The following is a 13,873-nucleotide window of genomic DNA, read 5'->3' on the forward strand; positions in this document are numbered from 1 at the left end:
AACTCCTGAAAAGATTTGTCAATGGTAGGATGACTGTTACAATATTGGTTTTTGATTACTACACGTTCGACGTTCCGACGGCAGATGGTCTGGGTATCCCTCCTGAATATCCCTCCAATATCCCTCCAACGTCCAAAATCTATGTCAAAATCTCTCTTTTGAGAGAGCCTTGGAGTGGTGCGGATTTCAGGGTGTGAAGTGCCGCAAACGCCCATCACACAAGGTTTTTGGGGGTCTGAGGATTCCGGTAGAGTACGTTACATTCCCGATGCTTCCGGTGAAGTTGAGGGACTCAAAATCTACTGCTCGCAAGAGCGTGGGGGTTCGATTCCCTTCCGCGCCACCAAAAAGACAACTTCCATGGTTGTCGTTTCTTTTTGTATTCTTATTTTTTATTTATTCATTCTTCTTTTTTCTTTAAAATACGTTATTTCAACGTAACCTGTACCTCTTTGCCGAGTGAGCGGGCAACCTTAGACAGAAAGTCCAGGGATGGATTGTACGTTCCGCTTTCCAGGCGGCTGATATTGGACTTCTGGGTCCCAACCCGAAGCGCCAATTCTTCCTGGGTAATATTTTGGCTGGTTCGCGCTTCAATGATTTGCGAAATCACATCATAGCGCGGTTTCAGCTTTTCGTATTCAGCTTTGAATTCTTCGTCCTTCATCAAAAGCTCTTTCACTTCGGAAAACTTTGCTCCTGGCTTACTCATTGTCACACCTTCTAAAAAATGCCCGATGTCACCCGAGAATTAAATCTAATATTTTCTATTTATCTAATAATCTTACCATTTGAACTAAACCATCATCCGGGTCTTTTCTGAAGTATTTAAACCCATTTCTGGTATAGAAGCTTATCAATTGGGGCCTGTCCTGGCATTCGATAAAAGCTACCCTCCCGCCGACAATTCCCTGTGCTTTATTAATCACCGAAAGGGCATATTGTAATAATTCATCGCCAGCTATTTTATCTGCATGCTTATCATTCTTGCTTAGTTGACCAATAAGATATGATGGAATTTCCGTTAGTGCTTCGGATCCCTTTTTGGCATACAGACCATCCAGTTTTCTTATCTGAGACACTGCCGTACCATTCGGAATTTTTAAAGTTTGTATGGCAATCGTAAAATATGCTAGAAGAACAAAGCTTCCATTTTCTAAACCATCTTCATCAAAAATAAGATATGTACGACTTTTAAATTTTCTCTCGTATAAAATAGCTTTGTTTTCATTTTTTAAAAAACTCTCTATATCATGATCTTTAGAACAATAAAAAGTAGAAATGACTTCCTTTACTGTTTCTTCGGAAGTCATTTCTAAAAACGTTTCGAGTGGGATAAGCACTGTTTTAATAACTTCTCACCCCTTGCCATAGCCTCATCGGAAGCAAGTTTTCTGTTTATTGGCTTTGCTTCCTTTGATGACGAAAGCACTTCAACAAGTCTTTCTATTGCTTCCGGTTCCTTTACGACAATATTCTTGTCAAATGAAACGGTTGCCATAGGAATCACCTCTTTCAATTATCCTGCTACTATTATTATACATCAAAGCACGCGAACATTCATAAGTAAATTTTCCTCTATACCATTTATTCATTTAAGCTTGCTATAATATTATACCCCAATTCTTTGAAAGTGTGTTTTTTGTTTTATTCTCTTCCTTGCTGTTTTTTGTCTCATTGCTATCGCTCCTACCCATGCAGTCCCTTTAACATTATTCTCAAATAGTCGTTAACATCCTTTCCACGCTTGAGCGACTCGTCGGAAAAGGCGTAGGTGGAAGGAAGGAGCCATGATGGTCTCCGCCGCCAGCCGCCCAACTGCGTCTTTGTCCAGATGCAGAGTACGTGTCATCCCTGCTGGTTTACCGCTCGTCTCGGGATGAATGGGGTTTATCCTTATGTGATTTTTGTTTTGGAATATCCGGCTTGGGATACGAAAAAATCTTGTATTCTTCCGGGATGTCCCTGCCGTTATATATCTCGCTAAAGCTGTCACCCGTACTGCGGATGTAGCCGTTACTGGTGAAGCTGCTACCCTCGTCGATGGCAATATCACGGCCAAACCTTTCATAATCAAAAAGGATAAAACGCGGCCCGAATCCACTTGTTTAGTCTGGCTGCCAATTTTCTTGGTTTTCACCAGTATAACACGATAAATGCTACCCAGGGAGAAATATTTCAAATGGTCGGTTACCGTCAGCAAATGTTTCTTAAACGCCTCTATTATTTCTGTTAAAAATCCGCTGTTCACGTCGCTGATGGTCTGCAAAACCGTCACTGAATTGCTGTCCGTATAATAAACAATAAAATTCAAATTAAAATGCTCTATATCAGCCAGCGGGTTTCCGCACCAATGCCGTTGATCCAGCTCTCAGCCTCTTGGGGCTTAAAGACAAAATCAATTTCACGTTTTATTTCGCTGATATTTTCATACTCAAAATCTTTTAACAGCCTTCTGGAAGAATAAAGGTTCTTTCCCCGGCCAGGCGAGTGCTCAAACGGTTGAGCACCACTCTTTCCCCTTGCCGCAAATCGTCAAAACACTCTTTGCAGAAACTGTAATTGTGTTCATAACCTTCCGCTTCGATATTCTTGGCATAATTAATGGTGGTGGTGGTAAAAACTTTGTTAATACCGTCTCTTCTTAGTCTGGTCGAGTAGGCTGCGCAGGCCAAACTATCTTTTTTTAAGCCGCAAATATAGCAGGCTTCGGGCTTTTTTACGGCTTTTCTATTAGTTTTGGCGATCTTTTCGTTGCTCTCTTCCTCTAGCTTATGAACGCGCTTGATTAATTCCAGATAATCGTCATGGGTGGCAATTTCAATGAGTTTGCCTTCCTTTGTTTTAATTTGTGGTATTATCAAAGCAATCTGATCCCCGGGGCTTCCCCCTACCGCCTTTTTCACCAGTGTCTCATAGTGATTTCTTCTGTTTTGGCCGGTGTTTTGTGTACGAACCTTTTTTTGCCGTCATATTGCAAGTCCAGATCCGGATTTTTAATGACATAGGCCATTTTTCCAGAACCAGGTTGCTGCCTCGATTAAACCGGCGCGGTTTAGCTCAAGCAAATGGCTTGACAAGGTCTTTAGATCATTTGACTCCAATAATTCGCGGAGATTCTGCCACAAGCCTATAAGATAATAAAGGTCTTTGCCTTCCCTTACCACATGAAATTGTTTGGCCGCCGCCTTGTTATTGCCAAAATATTTATAGCGTCTGATTGCTTCACTGTTGTATGGTAGTAAGTCCCCAAAATCAATTTCATTTTTGCATAAATCAAAGGTCATAAAAACTATATATGGCCGCTTATCTTCTTTTTGCTTGAGTCTGGGTTCTTGATACAGCACGCTGAAAATATCCTCATCGGCCCAGGCCCGTCCAATCCTTGCGGTTAATAACGGTAAATTCACTATATCACCTCCGTCTTTCATAATATAGCAAGCGCGAATTCCTACATAACCCTGACCAGTTCACCCACTACCCAGGGATCATCTTTTTGGGCTTGAACATCCCTGCGGTCGATCAGAGCAGCATAATGTACTTGAACACCCCTGTTTTCCAATGCTGAACCGGCACGCTGAATGATAAACTGCAAGGCCGTAGTGCCGCCGGTGATGTTCACCACGCATGGGCCGCGGCCTATTAAATCCAACACCTCATCCACCTTTTGACCGGCCTGGTTAAAACAATTAAACGGATCATCCACGCGTACGACCTCCACCGGCCCACGGTAATCCGCTCTCCGGATTATTTCCGCCAAAGAATGCTCTCCTTCTGCTGATGTTAAAAGCACCAAGCGCTGCGGCTTAATAGTCATAAGGGCGGAATACAGCAAACCTGGAGACAATCCCAGGGGAGAGAGCAGCGTTACGGATTTTTGTGCAATCTGATCATTATTCAAAATCAATCACCTTTTTGTTACACTGTTTATCCGTCCATTTGTTGAAAAGCTCGCTTAGCCTGATCGCAGTATTTGATACAATTGGCGACCGCGGAACGATACTGATCTTCACTGCCGCCCTGGGAATGTGCAACCAGCCTTCGTATTTGATTTACTTTTTTATATAATTCAACTAATCCATATGAATCATCATATTCTTTATTTATGAAGGCCTTGACGATTTTTTGTCTCTCTTTCCAACTATTTATGTTAATAATCTTTCCCTCGCACAGCTTAGTGATGATTGCCTCAGTTAAGGTTATGTAGCCGGCCGCATAACGCTTCTGCTCAAAAAACCACAATGTCAGGTTTAATTGAAAATAGGCTTCAGGTTGATCATTGTTAAACTTCTTTAGAGAGCGTTCTATAGCAGAAACAGCCACGCTGTCGGGGCCGTCAACATTCTTCAATCCCTTCCATAGTTTACGTCTGTGCTCATTTCTAATATCCTTTAAAAAATTCATGTTGATCCTATCTGACAGGTCCTCAATACTTGCTGCCAATTCCGATTTTTGTTCCTTTAGTAAATCAGCGACCAGGTAGCCATTGCCATATTGCTCAAGCTCGTAAATCCCTTTTATCCAGTGGTTGAGTTCGTTGATTAAAGTTAAATCCACAACCGGGGCCTTTCCACCCATTTCCCTTACGATATCCAGCATCCCATAGAGTATTTTTGCGATTTTAATATCTCTATCACTCAGATTCTCTATAAAGCTGGTCATCATATACTGGAAAATAGATAGAGAACGAAAAGAATGGGTGATATCGACATACAACTCGTCCCCAGGTTGCAATTGCTCGCCTATCTGCATCAAAATAGTAAAATTGCTAAGCAACTCCTCCCGGTCAAGTCCATATTGAATAAGATAGCAGCCAGAGCCGACGCAACCCAGCTTTTTATCCAGCGCCGCTTCGACTTTCTTTAAATAGCCCCGATCATAGGGGTAATGATCATATCGGCTGTCGTCGATCATCCGCCCTAGTTCCAAATAATAATCATCATCACGGTCGTCGCCGCTGAAGGTGTCATATAATTCTTCCCACATTGATTTGGCCGTACCGACTACATAAACCCGCTCAATTGCGAAGTGTTTTATCAATGCTTCGGCAATAAAGGTTGTTGTGTATTCCGCGCTTGATTCCCCATCTTTTATAACATAGGTGGCTGAATCATATTTCCGACTAGGCCGCGCGTCAGCTGGGTCATGAGATTTTGAAATCAATCGGCCTGTGCCCAGGGCGGTCACCAGTACTCTGGCCATAAGGCGCCTCCTTTCATCATTTCTAATGGCTGTTCAAAACGACTTTAATACGCTCAACTTTGGCCTGGTTTTTGCTGTTTGTGGGCTTTTCCCAATCTTTTGACTTGTTTTTTTGATACCACTCAGCCAGCAAACGGGCAATCTCCCGGCGGTCATCCCCCGAAGTATCGTTGTTTTCCATTCGATCCAGCCATTTCACTGTCATAGCTTTCATAAAAATATCCACATTGGGGTCTGTGTATCCGTCCTGGTCCATTTCCTGTCGGATCGGGGACATAGGTTGAGCGGCAGCCGCAGTTTTAAGGGCTTCAGACCGCTGCTTTAGCTCCAATACCGGAATATTATAATTCTTTTCGGGCTGGAAGCAGCCGTAGCCGGAAGCGGTTTTTGCTCCGGCCCCGATAGTTGCCAGAGCTTGGTCCATCCAACTAAAAACCTGCTGCAGATCAATAGCTGACTCTTTACGGGGAGCCAGACCAAAGACGAACAACTGGTCCTTGACTACCGTTAAATAGGGAATGGGTACCGGGCTATACCAATCCGCTGGTGGCTTCCCAGTTCCTGTATCCTGATAATACTCAGCATAATGCGGAGTCATTATTTCGATCTCCAGCTGAACCAGCCGCACCGGCAGAGCATCGAAAACAATAAGGCCTCCTGCTGCCGTTTCACTTTTATCCTTTTCCGGTCCAAACAGCCGGTTAACCTCAGATAAAGGCATATCCAACCAGTGCTGTACCCAAGCCCGCAATACCCCTTTCACCGAAGATCCCGGTAGGTATGGGGTTCCCAGTGTATGATGCCAGGTGAAACCGTTTTCCACCGGATGCTCATTACCCAGGCCGGTTACAAAACGGCTGGCGGTGCGATATACTCTTACTTCTCCGCCGCATGATCGGACCAGTGTTGAGTAACGCGATATTGCTTCATGCAATATCGATTCCTCACCACATTTTTTCCCGGTTACCGATGAAATCCATTTCTCTTTGGTTTTGTCCAAAGTCCATTGTTCTTTATCTATTTGCCAACGATTACACATCTTGTTATACCACAGGCCGACATTAGCCCAATCGGGGCGCTTTTCAAGCTTGCTTAGATCATCTCGGGCTTGGGCGTATAAAGGCAAGCTCATGACGGATCGCCCTCCTTTTGTTTTTTCAGGTAGGCCACCGCCAATTTTTTATGCCATTCCAGCCATTTCAGAGCTTCGACCCGGGCATGAATGTAAGAGTGCCTATCGCCTGCGGTTATGGCCTGCATCAGTTTATCCGCACCTTGATAAGGCGCTTCAGTAAAGCCCCGGCACAGCCAGTCTTGCAAATCTTCATAAAGACGATAGTGAGGATCGTTCTCAAATTTGCCGTCCTTTTTCTTGGATGCAGCCAACAGTGTCGCCGCAGCTTGCCCTAAGCCGCAATTCACAATAGTGGCCGGAAGAGTTTCAACATAGCCGGCGTATTTGTCTTTCCAATCTTCGCTGAGCTTACCGTCGTCCAAGATCCTATTGACTTTTTTCATAGAATCTTTGGCCCGCTCCAGATCCAGCGTCCTAGCCATTGGCCTGCCCCCCTTTCCAACAGGATACGGCGCACCAGCCCTGCCCGATGGTCTCATTACCTCCGATCTGCAAATAAGGATGGTCGTCGAACATACCCAGCAATTCCGGCAGCAGCGCTTCCTTTCCCAAACGCGGCAGCAGCAGGGTATAGAAAAGGGAATCGGCCGGAATGATTTCTTCATACCATAGATTAGTACTGGTTTTCCTCTTTTTGTCGAGCACATTGCGGGCATTGACCGGCAGGCCGGAACCGGCAAAATACTTGAAATCATCGTCACTGACGATAACCAATTGATTGACCAAGCGCTTTTGTACGGCTTGGTGGAGAACCAACGGCTTGATCGCCTCTGCCACGATTTCGATGGTTTTTTCATCTTGACTGACGGCAAAGGACAGCTCTTCTAGATATAGGTTTTTGCTGCCGACCGCTATGGCTTGGGCCTTCTTCAGCTGCGGGAGCCCAAATTCCTGTTTAAATCCGGCCAACTGCAGGTCTCTTTGAAAGCGTTCCAATACATAGGGGCAGGTGACCCAGCGGTAATTGGTGTTAAGGGATCTGACCGGGAGCAGCAGCAGCCTGCCGTCCGTAAGGGATATGCCCCCGGCCCCGTCGGGGGCGCCGAATATCAGATCTGTTTTGTCTTCAATAGCCCTTCGCCTGCACTCTGTTTCATAGGCGTCCCGCATAGCACCTTTCAAGCCTGAACTTATTAAAACCGGATATGATGTAGTCGCCTCCCGGGCTACCGGTAAATCCACCACCCCGCCGCTGGATTCGCTGCCGGGATGCAGACTGGTTTCTGCTAACAAACCCAAAATAATTGCGCTCATATCTTCTCCTCCCATCTTCCTATCAATATCTGACCGTAGCCGTACGCATTGCTCGACTTTTCTCCAATATATTGTCCATGCAGTTCAGCAACTGCGCTGGCTTCAGATGCATTGGCTTCAAAAAACCAGGTGCTGCCGGCTGGTATATAAGACCGCAGAGGACGGGGACGATTTACCTTAAGATCCCAACCGCCAATCTGCTTGGCTCTGCCGACACAGGCGGTTATGCAGGTGTAATTTATCCAGGGTTTTAAATCCTTGAGCGCCTTTTGCGTCTGCCCTTGATTCCCAAAATAACCGGGTGTGATTAAGGTTACCGTAAAAAGTATTTTGCCGTTCACCGCAGTCAATTCCGGCATAACCGGCAACTTGATCGAATCTTCCACTATGCTTAGTTCAGCCATCCTGCCTTCTCCGCCCAAATTCACAATATCGTTTTTTTGCCTTACAGCTTGGCTCCACTCTATGGGAATACCCTCAACGCCGACCACCACCCACACCTGTTTTTTTGTTCTGACCGTGTTAATGGCATAAAGGTTTTTATCCATAGCGGTTCGGGTATCGGATTCACGCCCGATCCCCACCTTGGCTTCACTCTTCCAGAGTTGATCGCTGCAAGTGACTCCATTGACGGGGATACAACCAGCCGGCTTGTCGACCATTGCGGTATAATCATCATCTTCCGGAACCCCGCCGGCCAGCACTTTTTCCATAGTTGCAACCGAAAGCCAGTATTTATCCATGGGTTTTGATCCACGTGCTCCAGCCGGCATAACCGGCAGTCTGACCTGGCCAAGATCGCAGGAAACTTTATCGCCGGGAAACAGGCGATGGTAGCTGGTCCTTTTGGGCGCTTCATCGTGCAAACGCAGTAAAAAAAGCGGTGCCGGTAAAAGCAACCTGTTATCATAATACAGATAAGAACCGCTCAGTCTTAAATCTCCCAGACTATCACTATCTCCCAATTCTATCGGCAAACGATCATCACCCGGCGTCCATCCCTGGCTCAAAGCCAGTTGATATCGTATCGCCCCCTGCAAGGTGGACATCAGGGGAGGAAAAACGCTGTCCTGCCCGCCCTGTCCCCCTTCACCGGCATGAAAGGGCGCTGCTCCGCGGAAGAAATAAGTATCCAGGGCTTTAAACTGCCATTGCACAGTCATTATAACGCCACCCCCTTTGTCGCCAGGAATTTGATGAACAATGCTCCGTCAAGGGAGAAAGCCTTTTTGTTTACCACGACTTCGCCCGCGCTATTCCTCCTCTGGCTTAAACATATGGATAGCAAGTCTTGTGCCAACTCTTCGGCTTTCTTGATGGAAATATCCATTTCCCTATTCCGGGCCAAATCAGCTGCTAATAACTTTGGAATATCGATCTTTTCAGGCAATTCGAAATAATTACCTCGTGAATTACCTAAAAGACGTCGGATGCCGTATAGCCAGCTGTTGCTTAATTGCTTGCTCCCGTATTGACCGGCTAACGAATTTACTTTCTCAATCACAGATACTTTATCGTCCCCGGCATGCCGCACCTCCCAGGGTACCGACCAGTTGATGACCGTTCCCCCGGTCTTCCATACGGCAACGGCCAAAGCATCGCGCCCGGTTTTCTCCTTGGCTTCTTCATCCAAAACCTGATGGGCTTTGCCGATAATCTGCCTCAAGGGGGCATGGTGGTGGGCGTAAACAATGGCCGCCGATATGGTGGCTTTGATCCCCACGGTTGTAAAGCATTTCGTATAACAATCGCGCAAGACCGCCGCGGCTTCCAGAGCTTTGTCCATGGGCAGCAGGGCCAGCACATCGTCGCCCCCGGCATATACGGTTACCCCTTGGTGCCCACTTATGATCCCCTCTACCCGGCCGCTGAAGTTTGACAGGGCCCGGCTGATATCGACCCGTTTGTCTTCCTGATCCAGCAGGCTGCCGATCCGATCGCCGTCCATGATCAGCAAAGCGTAGAAGGGATCAGCTTCGGTCTTAAACTGTTCGAGCAGCTCTGCCATATGGCGGCGGCATTCCTTGGATACATCATTCGGCCATAGGTTATCGTTTTCCAAGGTGGATTGGAAAAAACAGTTTCCATCCAGGTCAAAAAATTTACCCAATTCAGCATCGAGATCGTTTTTATTGAAGAAAGCGGCGCTGTTTTCATGCCCCAACATTTTCGGGTGGGCGGACCCGACCAACCTCCGGGCGGTTTCATGCTTCGCGGGATCGCTGATAATGCCTGACAACCAGGGAACGGCCGCCAAATAAGGCGTTGACGGATAATAAACAACAGCCCTGCCCGTCAATACATGGGGGAACAGCCTTTTTATGAGCGCAATACTACAAAGGCGTTCATCATTCCGGAGGTCTTCTCCCGGCGTTTTATCGCCCAATTTCTCCCAGAATCTGCGCTGCCTGCCTTTATCCCCTATCCGCATATAACTGGACAGCTCCTGCCAGTTACCCATCAAAGTGCATTTATCGCCCGGCTCTTCGGGGGGAATATGGCTGCGCCAATTTTTGCGCCGGTCGAGCAGATCGGCATCCTCCCCGAATACCCAGCTCATTTCCCAGAAGTTTTTAACCTGCCGGTTCCATATTTCTTCGGTACCGCAGCCCCGCCCCGCAACCGGGGCCACGTATTTCTCCCATATCTGCTCTGCTATGGCTTGCCAGGCCTTATTAACCGCCTCTACACAACATTGCCCTTTAAAATCATCCGGTACCTGAGCCAAAAATCGGTTGGGAATGCTGCCGACAATTGGAAAACGACTGAGTTTGCCTTCCTGCCCAACTGCTAGGGCCTTCAGCAGAGGGTCGATAATATTGCCCCCAGTATCTCTTATGGCGGGAAACACAATCTCTCCTTCGCTATGTTTTAAGACCGCCAGCATGGCCTGACCGGTAAGGTAGGAGAGCAGAAACGATCCGGCCCAGAAATCCCGGGTCCGCCGGGCCTGCGCCACAAAGCTCTGCACCGGTCCCAGAGTAAACTGAAAATACCGCATTAAATCACCACCTCCAGCGCCTCAGGAATTCTGGCCAGAAAATCCGAGATTACCCGAGGGTCAAAATTACAGGGAGCCTTTGATTCCGTTAATATTTGTTTGTTTTTACGGACCACCATTTTTATGTGCTCCCCGTCCGGCAAAAATTTTGCCGGCAGACAGGCCAACACTGCCGCATACTCCTTCTCCAATTGATGAATGTGAATGAACAACGGGCTGGCGCGGCGCTCGCTTTGTTCTCCAGTAATATCAACCTGAGTTGATCCGAAAAAATAATTATGAGGTAATCCAAAGGCTACCCGTCTGGGATGTTTTCCCGGATCAGGATTTTGATTAAGAGATAGCAATAGGTCATGATCGGGAGCAAAGAATTGTTCCGCTTTTTCCTTACTCCCGGGCAGAGTATGATCTCCATCCTTGTTTCTTCTCCCATAACTTCTGTAGCGGATCATTTCCCGCCCGATGCTGTCCAGCAAGTTTATCGGATTCTGGCTGGTTTTCGACAGGATAATCCTGCTGGAGGAGGTAAACGCCGTGTACACCGGCAGGCCAGCTATATTTTTGATGCCAATAGACGTGATAAATTCCCGAATGGCATTATGCAATTCTTCCCGGGTACGCGGAGGTCTCCAAAGTTCTTTTCCTTCCTCATCCTTTAGCGACGTTAATGTTACCGATCCAAAACCGCGCCTTGACCTGGACCCCATCCCGCCAAACAGGGACAATGCTTTTATGGCCCGCTGCAGACCTTCAACATCCGCATCCTTTAATGGCGGGCGGAAAATGAAGCTAATGCTGATGGTAGAACCTTCCTGAATATAATTCCTTTGCACTTCACCTCTGAAATTCATTGCTCCATAGCCCAAATAACATATCCCATGCTTATTCTGTGCCCACCTGGCCTTGTCAGCATCAGCTATCGTTATTTGACCGGAGTTCGCCCTGACCAAAAATCCGGCCTGGCCGGTGCCGGTGCTGCCAAACAGCTTGGCTTCGGCTTTTCGTAAGGCAGGTATATTTAGAGCCAAATTCCCGGGAGCGGTGGCCCGGTACCAAAAGCGCAGCGCCCCCAATAAGGAAGGAATTCTGAATTCAGCCTGCTGTTGACTGTTGCCGGCCATGAACATAGGAGTTGTCACTTTAAATATGGTTTCAATTTTCTTCGCTCTTTTCATAGGGAATCACCTCTTTTGCTTTTAAGGTATTGGTTTCATAAACTGCTGTCTTATTGCCAAGAATATCATCATCAGTGCCAATAAGCATGGTAACCTAGTCATAAATTTAACTCTTTTTAAAAGCATCTAACCGATATCGTCTGTCCTCAAAGCAAAATACGGCGCCAATTCCGCAATCAGCACGCTACGCTCAACTCGGCAGTCGGGAAATTCTAACCATTCATGCATTTTTCCATAAATACTGGTCATTTGATTGACCACCGTACGTTCTTGCTTATGCAGATATCCAGCGATCATGGCATTGTCCCATCCCTGGCAAGCCAATTGGGCTACCTGGCGTTCGGCCTTGGATAACCAGTGTTCAACAAATTCCCTCCTGCGCCGCATCCTCTTGTTATCGATCAGTTTTTCCTGCCAGCGTATCAGATCCAGCGGAGAGGCAAACTCTTCCATTCCCAACAGCAATGAGGATTCTTCCCATCTCACTACAGGAACTTCGATAAGCAAATGGCTGTTAAGATTACTTATATGCATGTCTTGACTATTCCCTGGCTTCCAGCCTTCAGTGATCAGATACCACAATCGGTCCTCCGCTCTGAAAAGTATTTGTGCTACCACCATTGCCATAATACCCATTACCTTTCGGCCTCCGGATACAGACAGATGAATTTTTGCGCCTTTTTGCTTGTAATCTTTTATGACTTTATAAATAATTTTAAGCATGCTATTAACGTCATTGGCAGTGCGAAAATCATCCAGGGCAGTCTTTTCTCCGGTAATCAAAACCGACCTTAAAATGATTTTGGGGTAAAATTCCGATTCTATTTCACGTTGTATTTTCTCTATTCCACCCATTACCAATGGAGATTGAGTATAGAACAATACTACTTCATCAATATTACATCCTTTTAATAGAAGTGAGTCTAACACCAAGGTAATAACCTGTGGCTCCGTACCAACAGTTGCAATTAATATTTCCTGTTCCCCAAAAGCATTCATGCAATTCACCATCCAAATGAACATTAAATCAGTAAATTTACATATCATTTCCACATAATGTGTTAAAACTGTTTTAATGTGAAAGGAAGGGGTCTCTTTTAACACACATGGCTCAGGACAAAAAATGTACCTTTTTTCGGAAAAAACTTCTACTTGTAGTTAGCGAGGAAAATATGACAATCACCAAAACGCTGTTTTTCTCGTAGCTGAGGTGCTCATCCATCTCGGCCTCAAGCATCTTTTCCAGAACACCGGCAAACAAATTCTTGAGTTTCGCCGTCAAATCAGTGGGGGTTGAAGGTCTACAAACTTTTTATGCAGGTATTAGTTTAATTCCTCTAAAGGGCCCACATCGGAATAAGAAACAAAGAACTTTCTAACCGCCTCTTGCCCGCTTTCTCGACTTCACCTTTCTCATTGCCTTTACCCGGTCTACAGAAGTTGGCCTGATAAAGGTAATGGGTTCTAAGGGCTATGAATTGTTCCTGTTCTTCCCGCTTACTGCCCTGCATTATCTTTTTTTACTTACGAACAATACAGTTCCATTCATAGCCTTTGAATAAATCTCTTACAAGGAAAACTTCCCCTTGATTTCAGTTCTCTGTTTCTTTAATTGCATTATTTAAAAGTTCATTAACATCCGGCATCAAAGAACCTCCATATAATATCAATGAAAACAACATTGTTGAATATATAAATTATATCAACAATATGGATTTATTTCCATAAAGAAGAGAACATAAGCGCAAACCTATGTCCTCTTGTTCATCAGTTTTATTACTACTAAACCTGTACTTTTAGCTCTTGCCGGTATTGGGCATAATGGTCGCTTAATACATACTCAATAACCCATACTTTAGGTATCCTATAGGCACTGCGGATAAAAAAGTACTTTATATGGTTCCCATGCAAAATCTTTCGTGCCGTGGTTTCTCCAATGCCGCCCAACATAGCTCTGAATTCATCCAATGTAACGACATCAGGATACGGCTCAAAAAGCTGCTCGTAATATTCTTGATTTTCACAGTCATCAACTCCTGAAAAGATTTGTCAATGGTAGGATGACTGTTACAATATTGGTTTTTGATTAATACACGTTCGACGTTC

Annotated in this window: 17 protein-coding genes and 2 pseudogenes; 1 reads left to right on the forward strand and 18 read right to left on the reverse strand. The window is 45.8% G+C overall.

What is annotated here, in order from left to right:
• On the forward strand, positions 1 to 197 hold a 197-nt coding region (locus A4E54_RS09215), incomplete at its 5' end, for a hypothetical protein (RefSeq protein ID WP_286725762.1).
• 230 nt (positions 198 to 427) lie between these two features.
• Here the strand turns inward: A4E54_RS09215 and A4E54_RS09220 are convergent.
• From A4E54_RS09220 to A4E54_RS09305, 18 genes and pseudogenes are all read right to left on the reverse strand, one after another.
• The gene (locus tag A4E54_RS09220; RefSeq protein WP_240083653.1) at positions 428 to 712 is read right to left on the reverse strand and encodes a helix-turn-helix transcriptional regulator; all 285 of its coding nucleotides are present in this window, start codon (positions 710 to 712) and stop codon (positions 428 to 430) included.
• A 55-nt stretch (positions 713 to 767) separates the two neighbouring features.
• Entirely contained in the window at positions 768 to 1,343 is a 576-nt protein-coding gene (locus tag A4E54_RS09225) for a hypothetical protein (RefSeq protein ID WP_286725764.1), read from the reverse strand.
• Positions 1,316 to 1,501: a hypothetical protein gene (locus A4E54_RS09230; RefSeq protein ID WP_134216076.1), complete on the reverse strand. Its 186-nt coding sequence runs from the start codon at positions 1,499 to 1,501 to the stop codon at positions 1,316 to 1,318. The genes A4E54_RS09225 and A4E54_RS09230 overlap by 28 nt, the downstream gene beginning before the upstream one ends.
• A 228-nt stretch (positions 1,502 to 1,729) precedes the next feature.
• Positions 1,730 to 2,314 carry a hypothetical protein gene (locus A4E54_RS09235; RefSeq protein ID WP_240083655.1) on the reverse strand — a complete coding sequence of 195 codons (585 nt, stop codon included), beginning with the start codon at positions 2,312 to 2,314 and terminating at the stop codon, positions 1,730 to 1,732.
• Between the two features lie 130 nt (positions 2,315 to 2,444).
• The gene (locus A4E54_RS09240; RefSeq protein ID WP_240083656.1) at positions 2,445 to 2,906 is read right to left on the reverse strand and encodes a TM1802 family CRISPR-associated protein; all 462 of its coding nucleotides are present in this window, start codon (positions 2,904 to 2,906) and stop codon (positions 2,445 to 2,447) included.
• A gap of 90 nt (positions 2,907 to 2,996) precedes the next feature.
• Positions 2,997 to 3,410, reverse strand: coding sequence for a hypothetical protein (locus A4E54_RS09245; protein WP_286725769.1), 414 nt, complete (start codon positions 3,408 to 3,410; stop codon positions 2,997 to 2,999).
• Between the two features lie 41 nt (positions 3,411 to 3,451).
• Positions 3,452 to 3,901 carry a helix-turn-helix domain-containing protein gene (locus A4E54_RS09250; RefSeq protein ID WP_240083658.1) on the reverse strand — a complete coding sequence of 150 codons (450 nt, stop codon included), beginning with the start codon at positions 3,899 to 3,901 and terminating at the stop codon, positions 3,452 to 3,454.
• Positions 3,902 to 3,927: 26 nt separating this feature from the next.
• Positions 3,928 to 5,202, reverse strand: coding sequence for a TIGR02221 family CRISPR-associated protein (gene csx2, locus A4E54_RS09255; RefSeq protein WP_240083659.1), 1,275 nt, complete (start codon positions 5,200 to 5,202; stop codon positions 3,928 to 3,930).
• 22 nt (positions 5,203 to 5,224) lie between these two features.
• The gene (gene cmr6 / locus A4E54_RS09260) at positions 5,225 to 6,334 is read right to left on the reverse strand and encodes a type III-B CRISPR module RAMP protein Cmr6 (RefSeq protein ID WP_240083660.1); all 1,110 of its coding nucleotides are present in this window, start codon (positions 6,332 to 6,334) and stop codon (positions 5,225 to 5,227) included.
• Positions 6,331 to 6,759, reverse strand: a complete 429-nt coding sequence (cmr5, locus tag A4E54_RS09265; RefSeq protein ID WP_240083661.1) for a type III-B CRISPR module-associated protein Cmr5 — start codon at positions 6,757 to 6,759, stop codon at positions 6,331 to 6,333. Before cmr5 ends, cmr6 begins: the two co-directional genes overlap by 4 nt.
• On the reverse strand, positions 6,752 to 7,591 hold the full coding sequence (cmr4, locus tag A4E54_RS09270; RefSeq protein WP_286725773.1) for a type III-B CRISPR module RAMP protein Cmr4: 840 nt from the start codon (positions 7,589 to 7,591) through the stop codon (positions 6,752 to 6,754). The genes cmr5 and cmr4 overlap by 8 nt, the downstream gene beginning before the upstream one ends.
• Positions 7,588 to 8,754: a type III-B CRISPR module-associated Cmr3 family protein gene (locus A4E54_RS09275; RefSeq protein ID WP_286725775.1), complete on the reverse strand. Its 1,167-nt coding sequence runs from the start codon at positions 8,752 to 8,754 to the stop codon at positions 7,588 to 7,590. Before A4E54_RS09275 ends, cmr4 begins: the two co-directional genes overlap by 4 nt.
• Complete coding sequence (cas10, locus tag A4E54_RS09280; RefSeq protein ID WP_240083664.1) at positions 8,754 to 10,592, reverse strand: type III-B CRISPR-associated protein Cas10/Cmr2; 1,839 nt, start codon at positions 10,590 to 10,592, stop codon at positions 8,754 to 8,756. Before cas10 ends, A4E54_RS09275 begins: the two co-directional genes overlap by 1 nt.
• Positions 10,592 to 11,767: a type III-B CRISPR module RAMP protein Cmr1 gene (gene cmr1 / locus A4E54_RS09285; RefSeq protein WP_240083665.1), complete on the reverse strand. Its 1,176-nt coding sequence runs from the start codon at positions 11,765 to 11,767 to the stop codon at positions 10,592 to 10,594. Before cmr1 ends, cas10 begins: the two co-directional genes overlap by 1 nt.
• A 126-nt stretch (positions 11,768 to 11,893) precedes the next feature.
• Positions 11,894 to 12,766: a CRISPR-associated protein Csx14 gene (locus A4E54_RS09290; protein ID WP_286725778.1), complete on the reverse strand. Its 873-nt coding sequence runs from the start codon at positions 12,764 to 12,766 to the stop codon at positions 11,894 to 11,896.
• Between the two features lie 327 nt (positions 12,767 to 13,093).
• Positions 13,094 to 13,287 (reverse strand): annotated as a pseudogene (locus tag A4E54_RS09295) (IS21 family transposase); the annotation flags it as partial.
• Positions 13,288 to 13,356, reverse strand: a pseudogene (locus A4E54_RS15910) (hypothetical protein); the annotation flags it as partial.
• 303 nt (positions 13,357 to 13,659) lie between these two features.
• A partial coding sequence (locus A4E54_RS09305; RefSeq protein ID WP_286725780.1) for a hypothetical protein occupies positions 13,660 to 13,873 on the reverse strand: 214 nt, incomplete at its 5' end.

This window comes from Pelotomaculum sp. PtaB.Bin117, assembly GCF_002067195.1.
Taxonomy (GTDB): domain Bacteria; phylum Bacillota; class Desulfotomaculia; order Desulfotomaculales; family Pelotomaculaceae; genus Pelotomaculum_D; species Pelotomaculum_D terephthalicicum.

What these genes read in the sequence shown, in the direction of transcription:
- A4E54_RS09220 (WP_240083653.1), bottom strand. Translation starts at nt 712, where the DNA reads ATGAGTAAGCCAGGAGCAAAGTTTTCCGAAGTGAAAGAGCTTTTGATG.
- A4E54_RS09230 (WP_134216076.1), bottom strand. Translation starts at nt 1,501, where the DNA reads ATGGCAACCGTTTCATTTGACAAGAATATTGTCGTAAAGGAACCGGAA.
- csx2 (WP_240083659.1), bottom strand. Translation starts at nt 5,202, where the DNA reads ATGGCCAGAGTACTGGTGACCGCCCTGGGCACAGGCCGATTGATTTCA.
- cmr6 (WP_240083660.1), bottom strand. Translation starts at nt 6,334, where the DNA reads ATGAGCTTGCCTTTATACGCCCAAGCCCGAGATGATCTAAGCAAGCTT.
- cmr5 (WP_240083661.1), bottom strand. Translation starts at nt 6,759, where the DNA reads ATGGCTAGGACGCTGGATCTGGAGCGGGCCAAAGATTCTATGAAAAAA.
- cmr4 (WP_286725773.1), bottom strand. Translation starts at nt 7,591, where the DNA reads ATGAGCGCAATTATTTTGGGTTTGTTAGCAGAAACCAGTCTGCATCCC.
- A4E54_RS09275 (WP_286725775.1), bottom strand. Translation starts at nt 8,754, where the DNA reads ATGACTGTGCAATGGCAGTTTAAAGCCCTGGATACTTATTTCTTCCGC.
- cas10 (WP_240083664.1), bottom strand. Translation starts at nt 10,592, where the DNA reads ATGCGGTATTTTCAGTTTACTCTGGGACCGGTGCAGAGCTTTGTGGCG.
- cmr1 (WP_240083665.1), bottom strand. Translation starts at nt 11,767, where the DNA reads ATGAAAAGAGCGAAGAAAATTGAAACCATATTTAAAGTGACAACTCCT.
- A4E54_RS09290 (WP_286725778.1), bottom strand. Translation starts at nt 12,766, where the DNA reads ATGAATGCTTTTGGGGAACAGGAAATATTAATTGCAACTGTTGGTACG.